The 23,773-nt window shown below is 42.1% G+C and carries 19 protein-coding genes and 1 riboswitch; of the genes, 9 read left to right on the top strand and 10 right to left on the bottom strand.

Translation table 11 applies throughout. The annotated features are described in order from the left end of the window. Window positions 1–35: 35 nt before the first annotated feature. A complete protein-coding gene (locus H8B21_RS19105) occupies window positions 36–1,205 on the bottom strand; it encodes an alpha-hydroxy acid oxidase (RefSeq protein ID WP_190315457.1) in 1,170 nt (389 codons plus the stop codon). 133 nt (window positions 1,206–1,338) lie between these two features. Further along, a riboswitch (SAM riboswitch) is annotated at window positions 1,339–1,438 on the top strand. Window positions 1,439–1,514: 76 nt separating this feature from the next. Here H8B21_RS19105 and metE point away from each other — a divergent pair. The 4 genes from metE (at window position 1,515) to H8B21_RS19085 (ending at window position 10,243) form a co-directional block, all read left to right on the top strand. After that, the gene (gene metE / locus H8B21_RS19100) at window positions 1,515–3,827 is read left to right on the top strand and encodes a 5-methyltetrahydropteroyltriglutamate--homocysteine S-methyltransferase (protein ID WP_190315456.1); all 2,313 of its coding nucleotides are present in this window, start codon (window positions 1,515–1,517) and stop codon (window positions 3,825–3,827) included. Between the two features lie 95 nt (window positions 3,828–3,922). Next, on the top strand, window positions 3,923–4,339 hold the full coding sequence (locus H8B21_RS19095; protein WP_190315455.1) for a hypothetical protein: 417 nt from the start codon (window positions 3,923–3,925) through the stop codon (window positions 4,337–4,339). A gap of 179 nt (window positions 4,340–4,518) precedes the next feature. Then, complete coding sequence (locus H8B21_RS19090; RefSeq protein WP_190315454.1) at window positions 4,519–5,625, top strand: efflux RND transporter periplasmic adaptor subunit; 1,107 nt, start codon at window positions 4,519–4,521, stop codon at window positions 5,623–5,625. Window positions 5,626–5,662: 37 nt separating this feature from the next. Then, window positions 5,663–10,243, top strand: a complete 4,581-nt coding sequence (locus tag H8B21_RS19085) for an efflux RND transporter permease subunit (RefSeq protein ID WP_190315453.1) — start codon at window positions 5,663–5,665, stop codon at window positions 10,241–10,243. Between the two features lie 5 nt (window positions 10,244–10,248). Here the strand turns inward: H8B21_RS19085 and cdaA are convergent, their stop codons facing one another. Beyond that, window positions 10,249–11,043, bottom strand: a complete 795-nt coding sequence (gene cdaA / locus H8B21_RS19080) for a diadenylate cyclase CdaA (protein ID WP_190315452.1) — start codon at window positions 11,041–11,043, stop codon at window positions 10,249–10,251. Window positions 11,044–11,174: 131 nt separating this feature from the next. Between cdaA and nagB the strand changes: the two genes are divergently transcribed. Continuing rightward, window positions 11,175–11,975, top strand: coding sequence for a glucosamine-6-phosphate deaminase (gene nagB, locus H8B21_RS19075; RefSeq protein WP_190315451.1), 801 nt, complete (start codon window positions 11,175–11,177; stop codon window positions 11,973–11,975). A gap of 26 nt (window positions 11,976–12,001) precedes the next feature. After that, window positions 12,002–12,721: a pyridoxine 5'-phosphate synthase gene (locus tag H8B21_RS19070; protein ID WP_190315450.1), complete on the top strand. Its 720-nt coding sequence runs from the start codon at window positions 12,002–12,004 to the stop codon at window positions 12,719–12,721. A 42-nt stretch (window positions 12,722–12,763) separates the two neighbouring features. On the opposite strand, the gene lepB is transcribed toward H8B21_RS19070, so the two are convergent. The 5 genes from lepB to H8B21_RS19045 are packed head-to-tail and all read right to left on the bottom strand — an operon-like array spanning window position 12,764 to window position 17,523. Next, entirely contained in the window at window positions 12,764–14,257 is a 1,494-nt protein-coding gene (gene lepB / locus H8B21_RS19065) for a signal peptidase I (protein WP_190315449.1), read from the bottom strand. Window positions 14,258–14,265: 8 nt separating this feature from the next. Next, window positions 14,266–15,006, bottom strand: coding sequence for a 4-hydroxy-tetrahydrodipicolinate reductase (dapB, locus tag H8B21_RS19060; RefSeq protein ID WP_190315448.1), 741 nt, complete (start codon window positions 15,004–15,006; stop codon window positions 14,266–14,268). A gap of 18 nt (window positions 15,007–15,024) precedes the next feature. Beyond that, a complete protein-coding gene (locus tag H8B21_RS19055) occupies window positions 15,025–15,807 on the bottom strand; it encodes a DUF5683 domain-containing protein (protein ID WP_190315447.1) in 783 nt (260 codons plus the stop codon). Next, entirely contained in the window at window positions 15,807–16,724 is a 918-nt protein-coding gene (locus tag H8B21_RS19050; RefSeq protein ID WP_190315446.1) for a ParB/RepB/Spo0J family partition protein, read from the bottom strand. The genes H8B21_RS19055 and H8B21_RS19050 overlap by 1 nt, the downstream gene beginning before the upstream one ends. Window position 16,725: 1 nt before the next feature. Further along, window positions 16,726–17,523 (bottom strand): ParA family protein, encoded by a 798-nt coding sequence (locus H8B21_RS19045; RefSeq protein ID WP_130142573.1) that lies wholly within the window; start codon window positions 17,521–17,523, stop codon window positions 16,726–16,728. A 221-nt stretch (window positions 17,524–17,744) separates the two neighbouring features. Between H8B21_RS19045 and H8B21_RS19040 the strand changes: the two genes are divergently transcribed. Beyond that, window positions 17,745–18,266: an NADPH-dependent FMN reductase gene (locus H8B21_RS19040; protein ID WP_190315445.1), complete on the top strand. Its 522-nt coding sequence runs from the start codon at window positions 17,745–17,747 to the stop codon at window positions 18,264–18,266. On the opposite strand, the gene H8B21_RS19035 is transcribed toward H8B21_RS19040, so the two are convergent. Further along, window positions 18,263–19,093 (bottom strand): UDP-2,3-diacylglucosamine diphosphatase, encoded by an 831-nt coding sequence (locus H8B21_RS19035; protein WP_190315444.1) that lies wholly within the window; start codon window positions 19,091–19,093, stop codon window positions 18,263–18,265. The genes H8B21_RS19040 and H8B21_RS19035 overlap by 4 nt on opposite strands. 86 nt (window positions 19,094–19,179) lie before the next feature. After that, window positions 19,180–19,824 carry a 4'-phosphopantetheinyl transferase family protein gene (locus H8B21_RS19030; RefSeq protein WP_190315443.1) on the bottom strand — a complete coding sequence of 215 codons (645 nt, stop codon included), beginning with the start codon at window positions 19,822–19,824 and terminating at the stop codon, window positions 19,180–19,182. Window positions 19,825–20,038: 214 nt separating this feature from the next. Between H8B21_RS19030 and H8B21_RS19025 the strand changes: the two genes are divergently transcribed. Then, window positions 20,039–21,898, top strand: coding sequence for a sensor histidine kinase (locus H8B21_RS19025; protein ID WP_190315442.1), 1,860 nt, complete (start codon window positions 20,039–20,041; stop codon window positions 21,896–21,898). A gap of 15 nt (window positions 21,899–21,913) precedes the next feature. Next, window positions 21,914–22,600, top strand: a complete 687-nt coding sequence (locus H8B21_RS19020; protein WP_190315441.1) for a response regulator transcription factor — start codon at window positions 21,914–21,916, stop codon at window positions 22,598–22,600. 29 nt (window positions 22,601–22,629) lie between these two features. On the opposite strand, the gene pfkA is transcribed toward H8B21_RS19020, so the two are convergent. Next, the gene (gene pfkA / locus H8B21_RS19015) at window positions 22,630–23,604 is read right to left on the bottom strand and encodes a 6-phosphofructokinase (protein WP_190315440.1); all 975 of its coding nucleotides are present in this window, start codon (window positions 23,602–23,604) and stop codon (window positions 22,630–22,632) included. Window positions 23,605–23,773: the final 169 nt, after the last annotated feature.

Here is a 23,773-nt window from a genome sequence, read left to right as displayed (position 1 = left end):
AAACAACCCGCAAATGGCGGGTTGTTTTTATTCTTTTATCTTTTCAATAGCCTTTCGGGGAATTGACTCACATTTTCTAACGTGAGCTGTTGCATCACCTGATATAGTTGTGCTTTGAACAAACTAATGGTATGCTCTCCACCTTCGTCGCCTAAAGCGCCTACACCGTACATAAACGGTCGCCCCATAAAATTAAATTCAGAACCTACAGCATGTGCGCGGGCGAGATCGACACCGGAGCGTATACCGCCGTCCAGCATAATTTTTATTTTCTCCTTATAAGTGGGGTTGCTCGCAAGGTGTATCAGCGAATTGATGGAAGACTCCCCCGCATCTATTTGGCGCCCGCCGTGGTTGGATACAATTACACCGTCAGCACCGATACCGATAACAGCTTCCATATCTTCATCGCTTGTAATACCTTTTACAACGAGTGCGCCTTTCCAAATATCGCGGATAGCTTTTACTTTTTCGATATCGACCTTACCAGTAAAAGTACGGTCCATAAACTTACCTAACTGCGCAAGGTCGAGCCCCTTTTCCATATAAGGTTTTAGTGTAGCGAAAGAAGGTATGCCGTGTTGCAGGGTTTTGATACCCCATAGCGGACGCATCATGGCTTGGGTGATATTGGCTATATTCATTTTGGGTGGCATGGACAATCCGGCTTTGATTTCGCGATAGCGAAGACCAAAGGACGGAACATCGACCAAAACAACCAGTACAGGGCATTCTACTGCTGATAAACGGCGTAAAATGTCATCGCGAAGCCGGTTTTCGGTTGGATGATAAAGTTGAAACCATGCTTTACCTTCGGAAACCTCTGCTATACGTTCGATGCTACTCGTGGATACTGTGCTTAACGTATATGGAATGTCATTTTTGGCCGCCGCTTTGGCTAAAATTTCCGGTGCATTGGGCCACATCAGTCCTTGGAGCCCAATAGGTGAAATGCCGAAAGGTGCGCTGTACCGTCTTCCAAAAAGCTCTACGGACATATCGATATCGCCAGATACACGAAGGTATTGAGGCTTCAGCACAATGTCGTCGAAGTCGCTTTCATTTTTTGCCAGGTTCCATTCTTCGTTGCAGCCACCTTCAAGGTAGTCAAATGCGAATTTGGGAATCCTGGATTTCGCTTTTGCCCTTAAATCAGCAATGGACGGATATTTCGGGTTATATCGGTATACAATCTTTTTGCTCATTGAAATAATGTTTAAATTATAGCGGAGCGAATATACACACTATTTTATTACTTACTGTCCTGCTGTGTGTCGCTCTTAAGAAAAGGAACATAATAAAATTTTGTTAAATCCCGTTTTATTCTTATCTTAGCCCCGCTTATAGAGAAAGGCCGAGGGAGTAGACCCGGTGAAGCCTTAGCAACCTGTCTCTTGACAAGGTGCTACATTCTACTCCTTCGGGAGAAAGATAAGCTGAGCACACTCGTTCTGGTGTCCTTTTCTCCAAAAGCAAATGGTAAAAAGAAATTTTAACACAACACGTACATATTTATGTTATTAACAAACAATTTAGGATACCCGAGGGTGGGTGCGTTCCGCGAATTGAAAAAGGCCAATGAAGCGTATTGGGCTAAGAAAATCAGCGCGGAAGAGTTATTGCAAGCTGGACTTAAAATCCGTGAAGGCAACTGGAAGACACAGAAAGAAGCAGGTATCGACTTGATTCCATCCAATGACTTTTCTTTTTATGATCAAGTATTGGATTTATCTTTAACAGTAGGAGCTATTCCAGCTCGTTACAGCTCGCTGTTAAACAAAATTGATCGCCAATATAATTTGGACCTATATTTTGCGATGGCACGCGGATTCCAAGAGGAGGGTGTGGATGTCACGGCAATGGAAATGACTAAATGGTTCGACACGAACTATCACTATCTTGTTCCAGAATTTACGAAAGATCAAGCATTTAAATTGACGTCGGAGAAATTCTTGAACGAATACAACGAGGCTAAATCATTGGGTATAGAAACGAAGCCTGTATTGATTGGCCCGATAACTTATCTTTTAATAGGTAAAGAAAAAGAAGAGGGCTTTAATCGTATTGATTTAATCGATAGATTATTGCCTGTTTATGAAGAGATCTTAGCGAAATTGGCTGATGCAGGTGCACAATACGTGCAGATTGATGAGCCGTTCTTAGCGTTGGATATTGATGATGTTACACGTGCGCTATACGGCCAGGTGTTTGACAAACTGGCTGCTGCGGCAAAAGGCATCAAATTGATTGTTGCAACTTATTTCGAAGCTCTCCGTGACAATGAGGAAACAGCGGTGAACTTGCCGGTTCACGCGCTTCATCTTGATCTTGTTCGTGGAGAAAATCAACTGGATACTGTTTTAACAAAAGTTCCTGCCTCTTTGACACTTTCTTTAGGGGTGGTCGAAGGTCGAAACATTTGGAAAAACGACTATGAGAAATCATTGGTAAAAATCAAACAGGCAGTGGATGCACTAGGTGCTGACCGTGTGTGGGTTGCTCCTTCTTCATCGTTGCTACATGTTCCGTTTGATTTGGACAACGAAGATAATGAAGAATCTTTGCCGGCTGAGGTGAAAAACTGGTTGGCTTTTGCTAAACAAAAGTTAGCAGAAGTGAAGGACTTGGCGGTATTGGCTGATGGTGAGGTGGATGCAGAAACGGCTGAACGTTTTGAAGCGAACAAAGCGGCTGCGGAAAGCCGTCGTACATCACCATTGATCCACAGACCGGAAGTAAAAGAGCGTACGGCAAATATTACGGATGACGATGCAACACGTACTTCTCCGTTCTCCGCTCGTAAAGAGGCACAACAGGCGAAATTTAATTTGCCGGCTTTTGCTACGACCACGATCGGTTCTTTCCCACAAACGAAAGATGTCCGTAAGTGGAGAGCAGACTTGAAAAAAGGTACGATTACACAGGAGCAATACGACAAAGAGATTGCGGAAGAAACCGAAAGAACTATCCGTTTGCAAGAGGAGTTGGATATCGATGTGTTGGTGCACGGCGAGTTTGAGCGCAATGACATGGTGGAATACTTCGGCGAGCAATTGGCAGGTTACGCGTTCACTAAAAACGGATGGGTACAGTCTTATGGATCCCGTTGCGTAAAACCTCCAATTATCTATGGTGATGTTTATCGTCCTGCAGACATGACGGTTCGTTGGTCTGCTTATGCACAATCCTTGACAAACCGCCCGGTAAAAGGGATGTTGACGGGTCCGGTTACAATTTTACAATGGTCATTTGTACGTAACGACCAACCACGGTCAACAACGACTTACCAAATTGCTTTGGCGATTTTGGATGAGGTACAGGCATTGGAAAAAGCGGGTATCAAAATCATTCAGATCGATGAGCCGGCTATCCGTGAAGGACTTCCGTTACGTAAGGCAGATCAGCAAGATTATTTGAACTGGGCTGTTCGTGCGTTTCGTGTTTCTTCGTCCAATGTGGAAGATGATACACAAATCCATACACACATGTGTTACTCTGAATTCAATGATATCATTGAAGACATCGCGGCAATGGATGCTGATGTAATCACGATAGAAACATCGCGCTCACAAATGGAATTGCTTGACGCGTTTGCCGGAGATTTCAAATATCCAAATGATATTGGTCCGGGTGTGTACGATATTCACTCGCCACGTGTGCCTAGCACCGAGGAGATGGTGCACTTGCTTCGCAAAGCGAAAGCAGTTGTGCCTGCTGAACAGTTATGGGTAAACCCTGACTGTGGCTTGAAAACGCGTGCATGGCCGGAAACGAAGGCGGCGTTGGAATCTATGGTGGAAGCAGCCAAAATATTACGCGCAGAATAATATTTACGGTAATTAGTATTATAAAAGTAGATGCGGTCCGAAGAATTCTTCGGGCCGTGTTGTTTTGTTCATAGATAATTAACAGATTTTTTACAATGGCATGTAGATTGCTTGGCCTAAGCTTAGTAATTTTGCAGAGCATGTGGTTTAAGATCGTTCACTCCTTAGTGTTGTTGTGTTACTTGAATATTCTGGCTTATCAGCCGGAGACAGGTTTCACTATACGGCATGATGATTCACTTCTGAATGGTGAGTCACTTCTGGAGATTGTTTTGGACGACGTATTGGCGCTTCCGATCGACAAAGATGCTGCTGATGTGGAAATCCTCTACGACGAATATAGGGCCCATGAACACCAAGCCCTATCATTATCACTCTTTGTATTGGTGCTGGCGGTTTTGTTTTCTTTTAAACAACTGGCATCGTACATAAAACATCCGGTATACGACAACAAGAAACGGCGGATTGTACCGGGCTACTACACACACTTATATAGGTTACAACCCTTTTAGCTTTTTTCTTTCCCAATAGTTTCCTAATTCTTTGAATATTTTCGCGGCAGAGGATATTCAAAAAGTGGGCGAAATTCCCTATTTCATGCTCGTTTACAACGAGGATGTTGTGACAATTGCGATATATTGCATTAATAATGTCATGTACTTATTCATTTTTTTAATAATAAAAACTTTATATGAAGACACTTTCATTGGTATTCCCGGTAGTGGGGTTGGCGTTTTTCGCTGCTAGTTGCACGGTTAAGAGTACAGAAAATAAGGTCGAGGCGACGAAACAGGTACCTGTGGTAAGTCTTACCGTAATGGATACCACGGTTTACAAAGAGTATATCGCGGACATCCAGGCGACCAAAAATGTGGAGTTGCGATCGCGCTTAAGCGGCTTTCTGGAGAAGATTTATGTAGACGAAGGAGCGGTTGTCAAAGCCGGTCAGGTTCTATTCCAAATGAATAACGAAGAGTATAAATCAGCTTATGCAAAAGCCGAGGCAGCACTTAATATCGCGATCTCTGAAGCCAAAAAAGTAGAGTTGGAAAAAGAAAGAACGAAGAAACTTGTTGAAAAGAACATCGTTTCGACGACAGAAGCGGACTTGATTACCGTACAATATAAAGCGGCACTTTCCAAAGTAGAGGAAGCTAAAGCAGTGTTAAGCCAGGCACGGACCAAATTAGGCCAAACGTTAATCAGGGCGCCTTTCAACGGTCGTATTGACCGCATACTCTTAAAGGAAGGATCGTTATTGGAAGAAGGTTCCTTGATTACGAATATCTCTGATTTGAATTCTTTAAATGTCTATTTCGATATTTCGGAATCGGAGTATTTAGATTTGGCGACTGATTCTAATTTTAGCAGCAATACGTTCAATAAAGAGGTTAAGCTTATCTTGGCGAATGGGCTGGAATATCCACATACAGGCAAGGCACAAATTGTGGAAAGTGAATTCGAGCGGAATACGGGCTCTATTTCTTTACGGGCCAAATTTCCAAATGCGGAGGGATTGCTTAAACACGGCGCATCGGGGAAAATTGCTGTGCCTGTATCTACTGGAAATACACCATTTGTACATCAGAAATCTGTTGTCGAAATTCAAGATAAAGCATATGTCTACGTGTTGAATGACGACTCGACCGTCAAAATGCAACCTTTTGAGGCAGGACAGCGTGTAGGGCATTATTATATCGTGGAAAGTGGCCTCGATGAGGATCAGAAAATTGTCTTTGAAGGTGTGCAAGGACTTCGTAATGGTATGAAAGTAAATGCAATAACACATCAGCAATAAGGAGATCGATAGATATTAAATTTTAGCAAATAAATTCATGTTTGAAACCTACATAAAACGGCCTGTTCTTTCGTTGGTAATATCCATATTTATTACCTTATTGGGATTATTGGCCTTATTTACATTGCCGATTACACAATTTCCCGATATCGTTCCTCCATCAGTAGTCGTCACGGCTAACTATATGGGAGCGAATGCTGAGGTGAGTACCGATGCGGTTGCAATTCCGCTTGAGCGCGCCATTAATGGTGTAGCAGGTATGACCTCGATGAATACCGTCAGTACAAATAACGGTACAACACTTATACAAGTTTCTTTTAATGTCGGCGTGGATCCGGATATCGCCGCCGTCAACGTCCAAAATAGGGTGACCACGGTACTGGATGAGCTTCCGGAGGAAGTTATCCGTGCGGGGGTAACCACCGAAAAAGAGGTAAACAGTATGTTGATGTACCTCAACATCTATACAACGGATGAAACGGCAGACGAACGGTTTATCTATAACTTTACGGATATCAATATTCTGAAAGAGTTAAAGCGGATTGACGGGGTCGGTTTTGCCGAAATCATGGGCTTTAAGGATTACGCGATGCGGGTGTGGTTGAAGCCCGACCGCCTGGCTGCTTACCAAATTTCGACGGAGGAGGTTATCGAATCGCTTCGCCGCCAGAATATTGAGGCGGCTCCAGGACAAACGGGTATTGGATCGGATAAAACGGTGAACATGCAGCAATATGTATTACGCTATCCAGGTAAATTCTCTGAACCGGAGGAGTACGCTAACGTCCCTATTCGTGCAAGGGCAGATGGTTCTATTATCCGGATTCGCGATATAGCGGAGGTGGAGTTTGGTTCACTGGAATATGAAATGGCTTCTAAAACGGATGGTCGGCCATCGGCATCCATTATGATGAAGCAACTTCCAGGATCGAATGCGCAGGATGTTATTCAAAGCGTTAAAGAGCGTATGGAGGAACTGAAAGTCATGACCTTCCCTCCGGGAATGGAGTACAGTATGGGGTATGATGTTTCGCGATTCCTTGATGCTTCTATGTCCAGCGTAATAAAAACACTCTTGGAAGCCTTTATATTGGTGTTTTTAGTCGTCTTTATCTTTTTACAGGATATTAGGGCAACGATTATTCCTATTCTTGCTGTTCCGGTAAGTTTGATCGGAGCGTTGTTTTTTATGCTGATGATGGGGTTTTCGATCAACTTGCTGACGTTATTTGCCCTCGTCCTAGCAATCGGTATTGTTGTGGATAACGGGATAGTCGTGGTCGAAGCGGTGTATGCCAAGATGGAGGAAGAACATTTACCACCAATGGAAGCTACGCTAGCGGCAATGAAGGAAGTAGGATCTGCTGTTATTGCCATCACGTTAGTGATGTCAGCTGTATTTATACCCGTGGCCTTTCTTTCCGGTCCTGTAGGTATTTTCTATCGTCAATTTTCGCTGACACTGGCTGCTGCGATCGTAATTTCGGGAATTAACGCATTAACGTTAACACCGGCATTATGTGCGCTGATTTTGAAATCACCGCATGAAAAGAAAGAATCCAAAGGCTGGCTAAATAAATTCTTCAAGAAATTCAATTCATCGTATGATAAAACAGCGAATGGTTACCGAAGCTTGTTGACCCGTATTGCCGGACGCAGAATGGTGACGGTGGGCATGCTTATTTTCTTTTTCGTTGCGACATGGGGAGCGAGTAGCATATTGCCGTCTGGCTTTATTCCAACGGAAGACCAAGGCATGGTGTATGTCAATGTGACGACGCCACCGGGAGCTACCGTGGATCGTACGGAAAGGGTATTGAATGAGGTAGATGAAATAGCGCGGAATTTGGAATCAGTGGAGACGGTATCCACGCTTGCTGGGTACAGCTTGTTAACGGAGGTTTCGGGCGCTTCCTATGGTATGGGCATGATCAATCTTAAATCCTGGGACGATCGGGATGTGACAGTAGATGACGTAATGCGGGAATTGCAGGAAAAGACCGCCCACATCGCAGATGCAGAGATTGAGTTTTTTCCGCCACCCACAGTTCCAGGATTTGGTAATGCTTCAGGTTTTGAATTGCGCCTGTTGGATCGTAGTGGAAATGAAGACTTAAATCAAACAGCAGAAGTCGTCGAGGAGTTTATAACTGCGCTCAACAATTCGGAAGCTATTGAAGGGGTCTCTTCAAGTTTTGATGTAAACTTTCCACAATATATGTTGGAGGTAGATTATGATATGGCAGCCAAGCGAGGAATTTCTGTCGAAAATGCGATGACGACTTTGCAAACATTGATGGGAAGTTTTTACGCAACCAACTTCATCCGTTATGGACAGATGTATAAGGTGATGGTACAAGCCGACCCACATTACCGTCAACGTCCGGAGGATGTATTGGAATTGTTTGTAAAAACAGCAGATGGAGAAATGGTGCGCTATTCTTCGTTCATCCAAATGAAACGTATATATGGGCCAGAGCAGATAACCCGGTATAATATGTTTACATCTGCCATGTTAAACGGACAACCAGCACCAGGCTTCAGTACAGGACAGGCTATTGAAACTGTTCAACAGCTCGCGGAGCAACTACCACAGGGATATGCTATAGAATGGGCAGGTATGACACGGGAGCAAGTTATTTCCGGAAACCAAGCCATTTATATTTTTGCCTTGTGTCTGGTGTTTGTGTATTTATTACTGTCGGCACAATACGAGAGCTTCTTGTTACCGCTACCGGTTATTCTCGGATTGCCGCCGGGTATTTTTGGCTCTTTCTTATTCTTGAAGTTGCTGGGACTTGAAAATGATATTTATGCACAGGTAGCATTGGTCATGTTGATCGGTCTTCTCGGAAAGAACGCGATTTTGATCGTTGAATATGCCGTGTTGAAACAAAAACAAGGAATGAGTGTATTACAGGCAGCGATCGAAGGCGCTTATGTTAGGTTACGCCCAATATTAATGACATCGTTTGCGATCATCGCGGGATTAATACCGTTGATGCTGGCAACAGGTGCAGGAGCGATCGGAAACCGGACGATAGGTACAGCTTCCGTTGGCGGTATGCTTATCGGAACTTTGTTCGGCGTGATTATTATTCCAGGATTATATGTGATTTGTTCGCGTAAGAAAAAGGAAAAGAAAGAAAAGAAGAATAAAATGATACCCAAAGTCGTGACATTACTGGTCGCTACGGGATTAATAGTATCGTGTAGTGTACCGAAGCAACTGGAAAAAGAAAGCCATGCAGCATTACCGACACAGTTTGATGAAGATAGTTTGGCATCGGTAAATGCCGATACGACAAATATCGCTTACCGACCTTGGAAGGAGGTGTTTACAGATCCTTATCTGAAAGAATTGATCGATTCCGCGTTGGTCTATAATTACGATTTGCAGCAAGCTGTTCAGCGTATAGAAATCGCGCAGGCGAGTTTTAAACAGCGAAAAGCAGCCTTATTGCCTAGTTTGGATGTAGCGGCGGAAGCTGGTTTAAGGAAATATGGTTTCTATACTGAAGAGGGTATTGGCAACTACGATTCTAATTTTTCGGAAAATTTGAAAGATGATGAAAAGATACCTGAGCCGGCCATTCCAGACTATTTTGTAGGCGTCCGAGCCTCTTGGGAATTGGATTTATGGGGCAAGCTACGCGCACAGAAAAATGCGGCGTTTAATAGTTTGCTGGCAGAGAATGAGGCGAGACGACTGGTGGAGACGGAACTGGTGACTAATATCGCTTCTGCATATTATGAATTGCTCAGCTTAGACGCAAAAATTAGGGTTTTTGACAACAACATCGTGTTGAATGAGCAAGCTTTGGAAATCACGGAATTGCAGAAAGAAGCGGGTCGTGCTACACAGCTTGGTGTACAACAATTTAAGGCTTTTTTGGCTAACTCGAGGGCGGAACGGGAACGAACCAAACAGGAAATCACATTGTTAGAGCATCATATTAACTACTTGACCGGAAGTTTCGATACCCAAGTTCAACGAGCGGAAGCCGGATTTGGTGACCATCCTCTGTTCGAAAAGCTGGATATAGGAGCACCTTTTCAAATGTTGGCCCTGCGACCTGATATTCGGGAGGCTTCTTTCCAGCTTATCGGCGCCGAGCAAGATGTAAAATTTGCTAAAGCTGCTTTCCTACCTAGCGTTGTATTGTCTCCTTTTATGGGCTTGCAGGCATTTAGCTTTAACAAGCTTGTCAATATCGACAAATCGTTGACTTATGGTTTAGCCGGCGGGCTGACAGCGCCGATTTTCAATCAACGTCAGCTAAAAAGCCAGTACGAGACGTATAAGGCGATGTATGGGTTGAGCTTTTTGGAGTATGAAAAACGGGTACTTAATGCTTATAATGAGGTATCAAACGCGGTGAAAACCCAGGATCATATCGAACAGCGACAGCAATATATCCAAGAGGAGGTAGAAGCGCTCAAAGGCGCTGTGGACGCCGCGAATGAGTTGTTTATTGCCGGTCGGGTTTCCTATCTGGATATTATTACGGCACAAAAAGATGCGGTAGCCGCCGAACTGGATGAGGTGGAGATACAGAAAGAAGAATTGTTAAACGAAATCGTCATATATAAGGCGCTTGGAGGAGGGTGGCAGTAGGAGAGCTATAGCTCCTCCCTCAAGATTTTTTCGAGTTCCTCGGGACTGAGGTTCATATTGATATTTCCATCTTTGGCAAAAGATATTTCACCTGTTTCTTCTGAAACAATAACCGCAACGGCTTCTGACACTTCGGTAACGCCAATGGCTGCTCGGTGGCGTAAGCCAAACTGCGGTGGCAGATCCTCACTATCAGATAACGGTAATACACAGCTCGCCGTCATGACGCGAAAGTCGACAATAACGACAGCACCATCATGTAGCGGGCTGTTTTTGAAAAAAATGCTTTCCAATAGACGCTTGGATACCGGGGCATCGATGTATTCGCCGCTCGATTGATAGTACTCTTCGTCAAAATAGCGGGAGAATACAAGTAAGGCTCCGGTGCGGGAGCGAGACATGCTACGACAGGCATCAATAATAGGCTTTAGCTGTTCACCATTGTCAATCTGGGATGTTTTTTTATTATTCAGGAAAGACCAAAAGAACTTTTTCCGCCGTAGCGAAATATTCTTTCCAATGTGGATTAAAAATCGTCGTATCTCCTGTTGGAAAACGACGATTAATGCGATGGAACCAACGGATATGAACCCTCCGAAAATCTCGGTAAGTAGGCGCATTTCCATTTGCTTCACGACCAGATAGATACCATAGAAAAGGCCTACTCCTATCAAGATATTAACGGCAATAGTACCTTTTATCAAACTATAGATGTAATAAATGATAATGGCCACCAGTAAAATGTCAATGATGTCCAATAGGCGGAAGCCGCTGAGAATATTTGGGTCAAGATTATTCATTATCTGTTTGCAATTTAAGGTTTTTTTTGGATTTTCTTAGAAACGTCACACGTGCATTTATATGTTGTTAGTTTGTTTTCTGTTACTTTGCTTCTTATCTTTAGAAAGAGAATTTAATCAACGTATTTATTATGTCACACACATTTCCTTTAGAGGAATCCAATCCTGAACAGCCGGTCATTTCTGTTTATCCAGATGCTAAAATAGCATCTGTTGATGTTGCACAGCGTATTGCGTCTTTAATTAGGGCAAAGCAGCGAGAAGGTGGACAGGTCGTATTGGGACTTGCCACCGGATCGACACCTATTTACGTATATGAAGAACTTGTACGTTTGCATCGAGAAGAAGGGCTTAGCTTTCGGAATGTTGTTTCTTTTAATCTGGATGAATATTTTCCAATGCAACCGGATTCACGGCAGAGTTATGTTGCTTTCATGAAGGAACATTTATTTGACCACATCGATATCGACCCTGAGAATGTCCATATCCCGGATGGTACCTTGCCGAAGGAAAATATAGAGAGTTATTGTTTAGCGTACGAAAATAAGATCGCGACGTTAGGAGGGATTGATATCCAGCTTCTGGGTATCGGCCGTACCGGACATATAGGCTTTAATGAGCCTGGTGCGACACGCGATTCCAAAACGCGTTTGGTTGAACTAAATGATCTGACGCTTAGGGATGCTGCAGCAACCTTTGGAGGGAAAGAATATGTGCCAACAGAGGCCATTACCATGGGAATTGATACCATATTGGCCGCGAGAAAAATTATTCTGATGGCTTGGGGCAAAGGGAAAGCGGAAATTGTTAAAAAGACCTTGGAAAGTGAAATTACCGAAGAAATACCTGCCACCTTTTTGAAGACTACGGAACATGTTGAATTTGTATTAGATAATGGAGCGGCTTCTTCCCTTCCGAATCTTCAAGCCTAATTTTATCTGTCTGAAAAGTAAATACCATGACAAAACTATCTGTAAATATTAATAAGATTGCTACACTGCGAAACTCCAGAGGAGGGAATGTTCCTAATGTAGTGGCTGCCGCATTAGCGTGTGAACGTTTTGGGGCACAAGGGATAACGGTACATCCGCGCCCGGATGAAAGACATATCCGTTACCAGGATGTCTATGATCTTAAAGCGGAGATTACGACAGAATTCAATATAGAGGGAAATTGTCAGGAACAAAAATTTGTAGATCTGGTGTTAGCAAACAAGCCGACGCAGGTGACATTGGTTCCGGATGCGCTTAATCAGATTACCTCCAACCACGGGTGGGATACCGTCAAACATCGAGATTATTTAAAAGATATGGTGAAACTATTTCAAGATAGTGGAATCCGGGTGTCTATTTTTGTTGATCCCGATGAGGAGATGGTTGAGGGGGCGGCAGAGACCGGTACGGATAGAATAGAACTTTACACCGAAGCATATGCAGCCGAATTTGGTTACGATGATCAAAAAGCTATAGCGCCGTATATAAAGGCGGCCCGAAAGGCACAGGAAGTGGGGCTTGGGGTAAATGCCGGCCACGATCTGGATCTTCATAACCTAAAATATTTTAATGAACGTATACCGGGACTCCTCGAGGTAAGTATTGGCCATGCACTTATTGCCGATGCATTGTATCTAGGATTAGAAGAAACAATAAAACGCTATTTGGCTTGTTTGAAAGCGTAGGAGAGTAATCAGTGACCAGTAATCATTACTGGTCACTCATCATTAATTAATCCCTTTAAATATTCTGTTCCATCGTATTTTAGAAAGGAACGTTCCTTTTTTATCCCAGCTCATCCATGTAAACAGGGCCTTGCCGACAATATGGTCTTCTGGTACAAAACCCCATGAGCGGGAGTCTAACGAGTTATGTCTGTTATCTCCCATCATCCAATAATAGTTTTGTTTGAACGTATAGCTTGTGGCTTTTTCTCCGTTGATGTAATAGCTGTCAGCTTTTTTCTCTAATGTATTACCTTCGTAATCGCGTATGGCACGCCCGTATAATGGGATTGTCAGAGAATCTAGTGTTACGGTCCAACCTTCGGCAGGAATGGTGAGTGGACCGAAGTTATCAATACTCCAATTGTAATGTTTATCCTGAGGATACGCTATATCGTCTTCGTAAATGATCATTTCCACGTCCCTTACATTTCCCCACGACTTAATCATCTCTGCTTGTTTTACAGTCATGTGCATCTCAAAAATGCTGGGATCTTCGGGTATTTGTCGGAAGTCGATTCGCAAATCATGCATCCTTTCTCTATTAAGCCCAGACCCATCCGTATAAACCAAATAGTTAGTTTGCATCTCCGGCGGAGTAAAGGCAGGTTCCCCGTTAATCATCAGTTTTGCTCGTTCAAGGGACACCACATCACCGGGCATTCCGACACAGCGCTTGATATAGTTTTCGCGCTTGTCGATAGGACGGGTTACGATCGTAAATTGATTGTGCACTACGTCTTTGCCCATACTGCGAACAAGATCTGCATACGTAGTTTCTTGATATTCCAAAGCTACAGTATCTCCCGCAGGAAAATTGAACACGACGACATCATTTCGTTTAATTTCTTGAAAGCCAGGCAACCGCTTATACGGTAACTTTATCACTTCAGAATAAGCTTTACCACCGGTTATAGGCATCGTGTGGTGTGCAAACGGAAAAGCGATGGGCGTCATCGGTATACGAGGACCATAATTGAGCTTACTCACAAATAAGAAGTCTCCAACCAATAGGCTGCGCTCCATCGATCCTGTCGGAATCATGTAGGCCTCAATGAGAAAACCTCTGATCAACGACGCTGCTACGGTTGCAAAAATAATAGCATCTGCCCACTCTCGTGCAACGGATTTCTTGTAAGGATATTTTTTATTGAATTCCTCCGTATTGGATTGCCCTAAGTATTTTACATTCGGGTCTCTTCCCCACAAAGGCAAAAATATAAAAGGTAATAATACAGCCACAACCGTTTCCCAAAACCGGCGCTTCCCGAAACTTTTTAGAAAGTCGAGATACAAGGCGTAAAAGATAAATATATTGACGATAGGCACGAGGAGAAGGAAGACCCACCATGTAGGACGAGCAGTTAGCTGTGCCATGATATATTCTCTATAAAAAGGAATAATAGCTTCCCAACCCTGTTTTCCGGCCTTTCTAAATAGCAACCATAAGCCGTATAAAGTGGCGATAGTTAATATAGCGAAAATGATATAATACATATTTGTCGTTAAATAAAATCAAACATCTCTGTTACCTGATAAAACCCTTTTTTATCTTCTACCCATTCGGCAGCAACCACGGCGCCCAAAGCGAAACCAGCACGGCTATGTGCTGTGTGTTTAAATTCGATTTGATCAACTTCAGAGCTGTATAAAACAGTGTGTGTGCCCGGAACTTCTTCGATACGGTGGCTTTCAATCAGTAATTCGTCTGGTTTCGGAATCACTTCCTCTCCCTCGCCGATAACATCATTGACCCACTTTGTTTTACTTACTGTGTTTTCTAAAATTCCTTCCGCAATGGTAATCGCGGTCCCGCTTGGAGCATCAAGCTTGTGGATATGGTGGATTTCTTCTACCTGTACATCATATTGCTTGTAAGGACTCATTGCTTTTGCCAGCAGTTTATTAATATGGAAAAAAACGTTTACGCCGATGCTGAAGTTAGAACCATAGAGCATTGTTTGATTTTCATCTTCACATATCGATTTTACTTCATCCAAATGAGCATACCAACCTGTGGTGCCGACGACGATAGGTAAATTTGCTTCAAAGCATAAATGAATATTGTCCAGTGCTGCTGCCGGTTCACTGAAATCTATGGCGACATCTGCGTCAGCGATATCACTTGCTGAGATCGATTCACGGTTGTCTTTATCAACAATGAGAAAAATTTCATGACCACGCTTCGTCGCAAATTTCTCGATAAGCTGACCCATTTTTCCGTAACCTAAAATCACTACTTTCATATCTAATAACCGGTTAATTTATTTTAAATTCATTGTAAGTTTTATGCCCGGTGCTACGCCAAAGCCTCCTAAAGCGTGCGAACTTGCTAACCCTGTATTCACATTGGGCATAAGCGTAGGACGAATTCGCATCGTCATGTCGGAACCGATATTCCATCTGTATTTTAACATAGAATCCACGTAGGCTTCGACAACGTTCAGCCCCCAGAAACCGGCTGTAATCAGAACGGTTAGATCTCGATTCCGCCGTCCGTAGTCTTTTTGTCGAACTAAACCCTCCGTTTCCCAGTATATCAGGTCGGGATCCTGTTTATCGCCATTAGTTGTAATTCGATAATCCAATTCATCCAAGAATTTTTTATAATACCACTGCCAGTAATCAAACACTACATATCCTGTGACCAAACCACCATATATAATAGGTACTTTGACCCACCATAAGCCTTTATTGGTGTATTGTCCCCAGCCGGGTAAAATCAAAGAACGTTTCCAAGCTACCCTTGATAGGTATTCGATTTCTAGTCGGGTAGAATCTTTTTTGATGTCCTTATAATAGTATTTTTCCCGTTCTTTCTCTGCCTTCTCTCTTTCTCTTCTCTCTTTCCGGGTTTCCTTTCTCACGCTGTCCTGTACAGCTCCGAGAGTATCTGGAGGCATATCTACCGTATCTTGAAGCGCAATCTTCGTTTTAACGGTATCTGTTACCGTAGTATCTATGGTTTTAATTGTCGTGTCCCGCTCCTGCGCATATATGTTTAACGTCGCAGAAATAATTAAGAACAGTATCGATATATAGCGCATTACCAGTCCAATAATTCCAAGATACGACTTAGGTCGTCTTCACTCTCAAAAGGAATCTCAATAGCTCCTTTACCTCTGCTGTTTTTCATGTTTAACTTTACGCGGGTAGAGAATCGGGAAGCCAGATCATCTTCAATTTTTTGGTATTGGAAGTCCAGTTGCTTTCCTACTGGAGCTTTCTTCGGTTTGTTCTGTTGCTGTATATTACGTACTAAAATTTCAGCCATCCGTACAGAAAGTCCTTTATCGATAATTTCCTGATAGACATACAGCTGTTTTTCTACTTCGCCTACATTGATTAGCGCGCGTGCATGACCCATAGAAATTTGTCCGTCACGGATACCTGCTTGAATAACAGGAGGTAATTTCAACAAACGAAGATAGTTTGTTACGGTAGAGCGGTTTTTACTTACCCGTTCGCCAAGTTCTTCCTGTTTAAGGTTACACTCTTCAATCATGCGCTGGAAACTCAATGCGACTTCAATGGCGTTGAGGTTCTCACGCTGGATATTCTCGATAAGTGCCATTTCCAGCATCTGCTGATCATTGGCTGTACGCACGTATGCGGGGATGTCATCAATACCCGCTAATTTCGCTGCCCGTAAGCGACGCTCTCCACTAATTAATTGATATTCATTTTTTCCTACCTGGCGTACGGTGATGGGCTGGATTAGTCCTTGTACTTTAATAGATTCGGAAAGTTCCTGCAAAGCCTGTTCATCGAAATCCGTACGGGGTTGGAAGGGGTTAACGGCGACCTGGCTAACCTTGATGAAATTGATACTGCCGGCAGCCGTATTTGTATTTTCTTTCGCTACAGAATCTGCTTTACCCGCGTTCTTTGTTACTTGCACATCGTCACCTTGCAATAGTGCACCCAATCCCTTTCCTAATCCTGTTTTTCTTTGTAATGCCATACTATACTGTTGCTGTTTGCGAATTCTCTGTAACTAAACCGTTTTTTTGTAATATTTCACGCGCAAGATTTAGGTAGTTGATAGCACCTTTACACGATGCATCGTGCATAATAACGGAAATACCAAAGCTAGGCGCTTCGCTTAACCGTGTATTTCGTTGAATGATGGTGTCAAAAACTAGATCGCTGAAATGCGTACGAACCTCTTCCACTACTTGGTTCGACAGGCGTAAACGTACATCGTACATCGTTAAGAGGATACCTTCGATTTCTAAACTGGTATTCAACCGCGTTTGAACGATTTTAATGGTGTTCAATAGTTTCCCCAAGCCTTCTAATGCAAAGTATTCGCATTGTACTGGGATGATAACCGAATCGGATGCGGTCAGTGCATTTATAGTAATTAGTCCCAGTGAAGGTGAACAGTCTATAATGATGAAGTCGTAGTCGTCTTTCACTTCATCTAACATTTTCTTCATTTTGAACTCTCGTTCATGCATGTTGATCATTTCGATTTCTGCACCTACGAGATCAATATGTGCCGGTAGTAAGTCAAGGTTAGGCGTATCTGTTTGCTGGATAGCCTCGCGTGGAGGCAGGTCGTTTACTAAACATTCATATACACTCGCCTTGATCACCCGAGGGTCAAAACCAATTCCCGAAGTGGAATTTGCTTGAGGATCGGCATCTACCAACAATGTCTTATGCTCCAAAACAGCCAAACTTGCCGCCAAATTGATGGAAGTTGTTGTTTTTCCTACACCGCCTTTCTGATTGGCTATTGCTATTATTTTTCCCATGAGATTCAACCCCTTTTTTATCTAAACACCGACCGAATAAAACTTTCCCAAAGTTACTGCCAAATTTACATTCCTACGATAAAGCAAATGCTTAAATGATGTTAAAAATCGTATTTTTGGCAAAAGCTCTTACCCAACGGCTAAGGTTGCTAAGATACAAAAAAATAGCATTACCCTTTTATATAGAATGAGGGCTTTTTATAACAGCACTATTTTATAATATGAACTTAATTATATCGGGAACAAATCGCGAACGGAGTAACTCTTTAAAAATAGCTAAATATTATCAACAGGAGCTACAGCGGAAAGGGGAATCGTGGGAATTGCTCTCGCTGTCGGACTTACCAAGTGATATCACGGTTACGGATCTATATGGGAAACGTAGTGAAGCTTTTAAACCTATACAGGCGTTAGTGTCTGCAGCACATAAATTTGTCTTTATTATTCCCGAATACAACGGGAGTTTTCCGGGGATATTAAAGGTGTTTATAGATGCCTGTTCTTTTCCTGCTTCTTTTTTTCATAAAAAAGCGGCGCTTGTAGGTGTTTCTACTGGGAAATATGGGAATATACGTGGTGTTGACCATTTCACGGGAGTGTGTAACTACATGCGGATGCATGTATTGCCGCTAAAAATCCATCTGTCAAAAGTTCACGATGAATTAGGAGGTGACGATCAGCTCATTGATGAGTTGACAACGAAGTTTGTGCAGGAGCAGATTGATGAAATCGCACGTTTTTAGATAGGCCCGTTAACAATACTATTTAACAGCTCCTCTACATTGTTATTAAATGGTGTAGTTTCCATAGGTTGCTGTTCAAGTATATTTTTGTGATTTTCGTAATTAAATAGTTCCCAGCTACCTTGATTATACTCTAAAGCGGTGAGATTCTCGATCCAATCACCGGAATTCATGTAGGTGCAGCTCCCGCGTTTTGTTTCTACCTGCCGAATCTGTGGATGATGAATGTGCCCGCAGACGACATAGTCGTAATGATTTTCAATGGCTAAATGGGAGGCCGTTTCTTCGAAATCAGATATGAACTTTACCGCTTTTTTTACCGAGTTTTTGATTTTCTTGGAAAGGGAGTATTTTTCATAACCGAGTTTAACCAGGATTAAATTGATAATATTATTTAGTTGGATTAAGCGATCGTATCCCCAGCCACCGAGTTTGGCAAGCCATTTTGTGTGTTGGATGGAAGCGTCGAAAACGTCTCCATGAAAAACCCAAACTTTTTTGTTGTCGATATTCAAGAGTTTTCGGTTGGTCAGTTCAATTCGCCCGAACTGCATCTTTCCGAACTTTCTCAACATCTCATCGTGATTGCCGGTGATGTACACGACCTCACAGTCGGTATAGGCCAAGTCTAAGATGTATTTTAATACTTGTAAATGGGATTCGGGGAAATAACTTTTTCTAAATTGCCAGATGTCTATGATATCTCCATTGAGAATGAGCTTTTTGGGTGCTATAGAGGACAGATATCTCAGCAACTCTTTTGCTCGACAACCGTACGTTCCTAGATGGACATCGGAAATAACGACTAATTCAACATTTCGCTTCATATTCGTTTTTCCAAAGAAAACCTTTTTTTGTTAACCTAAGATGTGCTGAGAATTAACAAATTATCAAATTCTTCTCTTCATGCCGTTCACAATTTGGGTTCAACCACGTAACCGAGCATATAGTCTTGAAATTTTTCGTAGTAGACTTGAAAAGACTTCACTAATCTACCTTTACGGAGCATAACTGTCATGACACCCTGCGGTTTATATTGGAAAGGTAGAATAGTCATGTTTTCGAGAAAAGAGATGCCTTTGTTGCCTTGAAGTTTATACACCGCTTCTTTGGCGCACCAACAGGCGTATAATTGTTCGATATTATCGTTTTGTATAAAAGCCAATTCATTAGGTTTCATGAATTTTTCTTTGATACGCAATACTTTGTCTTTAACAATTTCGAGATCGATGCCGCAAGGGCCCTTTTGGCTCATGATCAGCCCGGCATAGTCGTAGGAATGCGTAAACGATATTTCATATGGGTAATTTGGTAGATAGGGCTTTCCGTTTTCATCAGATGGACAGAAAATAAACTCGTCCGTTTTAAGGAGGTAACGGAGGAGGACGCGTGATGCCAACCAGTGTAATGTTCGTTTCCCTTTGCTGAAACGTTCCAATACAGATTTCTCTTGTTCATCAAGCTGCAAACGGTCTAATAGTTCTTCCGCTGTTTCCTCTATTTTCCATATAGCAAATTTTGTATCGCTATCTAATTCCCGAAGGTATACCAATGCCATAACCAAATGTAGATAAAATTGCTTTTACTTGTCTGAGCGTATGTATAAGATTTTATTTTAAGAAGAACATGGTTAGCAACAATTTCATGTTTTTTATGCTTCTTTATAAGACTAAAGTTACGTAAAAAAGTTGATTTATAGGCTATTTGCTGTTAAATAGTGTTAAAGGCTGAGCTTTAACGCAAAGCCCTGCCTATTTTTGTAGACAGTAAGGATGAAGAAGCGAAGTATCACACTGATTATATGGCTAATGTCTGTTGCCCTTATAGGGGTAATGGCTATGCAATATTATTTTATTAGGGAGTCCTTTAAACAAAAATCCCAACTTTTTGATGAAGCGGTTAGCGCGGCACTTGCTTCGGTTGCCGGTAAGATTGAAAAGCAAGAAATCTTTGAATTTGCTCGCGAGCAGGATCGTATTAATCAAGAGAAGTTTAAGGCCGACCAAGCTATGCGGGAGCGTAATGAGCAGCTTCTGGCAAGCCAATTGCAAATTCAAGAGAGGATAAAAAAACTGCAACGACAGCAATTTGATTATCAGCAGCGCTACCGGGAAGAGGAGGAGAATCTAAAAGCTCTTGTTCCGAATGCGATCTATGTTAACAATGCGTTTTTCGAAACATATATAAGAAGGAAGCGATACCAGACCTATATAGACTTTAATGTCGTCAATAAATACTTGGGTGAGGGGTATATTGATACCGATATACAATTATCTGCGAAGCGTGAAGTGCCTTTAGTTCCGGCGAAAGACGATAGTACGCGTTTTATTATTCCGTATTTCAGAAATAATAGGGTAGAGGCTATGCAGACGGCTACGTTGATCCCGCGAATAAATCGGGAAATCGCGGACCAATTGCAGGAATTGGAGAACGAGCTACTCGTACTGAACGCAAAGAAACTGCAGCAAGCAACCACGCTTTTTGATACGCTAGCTATTATAGGGGGCAAAAGCGAACACATTTTAAAAGATATAGAGTCGAGTATATTACTTGCGAAAAAACCCTTTCGTGAACGATTGAACATCAAATATTTAAAAAAGGAGCTGGATACGGAATTAAATAAACGTGATATTTATGTGCCTTTTAATATCGAAGTGAGGGATGATCAAAGTTATATTATTTATGAGACCCTACAAAGCAACAATCCGAATGCAAAAAAACAATTCGCGAAATACAGTACAAAGTTATTTGAAAATGATTTAAACAGTTCGCCGGGTCTTTTGTCCATTTATTTTCCAAATAAATCCTCGGTTATCCGGGACACCATGAGTTATATGCTGTTGCCTATGATTGCATTGTTAGCGTTGCTCATCGGTGCTTTCGCTTATACACTAAGTATTATCTTTAAGCAAAAGAAGATTTCGGAGATGAAAACGGATTTCATGAATAACATGACCCATGAATTTAAAACACCCGTGGCAACGATTATGATAGCCAGTGAATCCCTCCGTGATCCTGAAATCGCTGCGGATGGGAAGCGTGTAAATAGATTGGCCAATATTATTTATGATGAAAATGTTCGGCTTGGTAATCATATCGAACGGGTATTAAATATTGCTCGTTTAGAAAAGGAGAACTTAAAAATAGAGAAGGTGGATGTCCATATCAATGCAGTTGTTTCCGGTGTTTTGGACAGTATGAACCTACAACTCCAACGTGCAAATGGTGTACTCCATACAGATATATCTGCTCCGAACGATTTGGTCATTGGAGATGAACTCCATTTATCCAATGTATTTTTTAACTTAGTGGACAACGCGATCAAATATAGCAAAGATGCTCCCGAGATTACTGTAAAAACGTATACCACGAAACATCATGTTATCGTTACGATCGCGGATAAAGGGATGGGGATGACGAAAGATCAGAAGGAAAAGATATTTGACCAGTTCTACCGAATTCCGACAGGGAATGTACATAATGTCAAGGGATTTGGGTTAGGACTAAGTTATGTTAATGATATTGTAAAACGGCTTAACGGTGAAATTCAGGTGAAAAGTGAAAAAGACAAAGGCACAATCTTTGAGTTAACTTTTCCTTTGAAAGGTATTACACCTGATCGAGAAGCATAAAAAACTGACATTCGTATGCAAAAAATATTACTGGCTGAAGACGACCCGAACTTAGGCGAACTTCTAAAAGACTACTTAGAATTAAAAGGAAAATTTGATGTTACATTAGCCCAAGATGGCGATGAAGCGCTTACAGCTTTTCGTAAAGACAAATATGACCTGTGTATTTTTGATGTAATGATGCCGAAAAAAGATGGTTTTTCTTTGGGCAAAGACGTTCGTAAAATGGACAAAACTATACCTATTATCTACGCTACGGCGAAAGGTATGATGGAAGACAAAACACAGGCATTCGAATTGGGAGGAGATGACTACATTACGAAACCATTCCGTGTAGAAGAATTATTACTTCGCATAAATGCATTGTTGAAGCGTGTATCCAAGGATAAAGAGGAAGAATTGGCAGATAAATTTGAAATTGGGGATTATTTCTTCGATTACACGAGCCAGATTATCTCCTTTAAAGGTCAACAGCAAAAGTTGTCCACTAAAGAAGCTGAATTGTTGCGGTTATTGTGCCTGAACAAAAACGATGTGCTTACGCGCGAGGAAGCATTAGTGAAAATATGGCACGACGACAATTACTTTACTGGTCGTAGTATGGATGTGTTTTTGAGCAAATTACGTAAATATCTTAAGGAAGATCCTAACGTGGAGATTGTCAATGTACACGGAAAAGGATATAAATTACTGGTAAGTTAGAAGGGGCGCATCAACTGCGCCCCCTTATTTTATAATGATAGAATTTCCACGATTCTAGTTAAGTTCTCGTTTATCTTATCAATATGTTTAATCGCTTTGTTAAACGGAGTAAATTGCACCTGCCCGCAGATAAGTCCCGCCATTTCTCCTCTTCTTCCTTCTAATAGACCTTCGACTGAAGCTACGCCTAATCTACTTGCCAAAACTCTATCCATACAGCTTGGTCTGCCGCCACGTTGGATATGCCCTAATATAGAAAGACGAACATCGTAATGCGGAAAATTCTCTTTGATTTTATCCGCAACTACTTCACCGCCCTCTTTATCGCCTTCCGCTACAATGATGATACGGGAAGATTTATTTTTACGCGATTTGTCCAGACGTTTCATAATAGCATCATAGTCTACGTTCAGTTCAGGGATTAATACGGCTTCAGCGCCTGTGCTGATACCGGAACGCAATGCAATCAGGCCGGAGTCACGTCCCATAACTTCGATAACAAATACACGGTCATGAGACTCAGCTGTGTCTCTTATCTTGTCCACAGCATCTACTACGGTATTGATAGCGGTGTCATATCCGATGGTGAAATCTGTTCCGGCTAAATCGTTGTCGATAGTGCCCGGCATCCCAATGATAGGAATATCAAATTCTTCTATAAATTTAGACGCTCCTGTAAACGTTCCATCCCCACCGATCACAATTAAAGCGTCAATTCCTAACGTTTTAATATTCTCATACGCCTGTTTACGTCCCTCGTAAGTTTTAAATTCTTCACTTCTAGCAGTTTTGAGAATGGTTCCGCCACGTTGGATGATATTGGCAACCGATTTAGCGTCCATAGGGACAATTTCGCCTTTTACCAGGCCATCATAGCCTCTACGTACGCCGAATACATTTAAGTCGTTGTATATCCCCGTACGTACTACTGCACGGATACCTGCATTCATTCCCGGAGAATCTCCTCCGGATGTCAAAACTGCAATATTTTTTATAGTTCTCATGTTAGATTGATTGTTTATTCTTTTTATCTCTATTCCTTGCTATTAAACGCATCAATACCACTTTTTAGGTAGGCTGCATAGCTGTTTACGTTGTAGTCCGCGCCGCTGGGCTGTATCAGCACGTTGCCTTCTGCGTCTACAATGACATAAAGCGGTTGTGAGTTGCTGT

This window comes from Sphingobacterium chuzhouense (assembly GCF_014692525.1).
GTDB classification, from domain to species: Bacteria; Bacteroidota; Bacteroidia; order Sphingobacteriales; family Sphingobacteriaceae; genus Sphingobacterium; species Sphingobacterium chuzhouense.
Note: the sequence above shows the minus strand (reverse complement) of the source record. Positions and strands in the feature narration are given on the sequence as shown.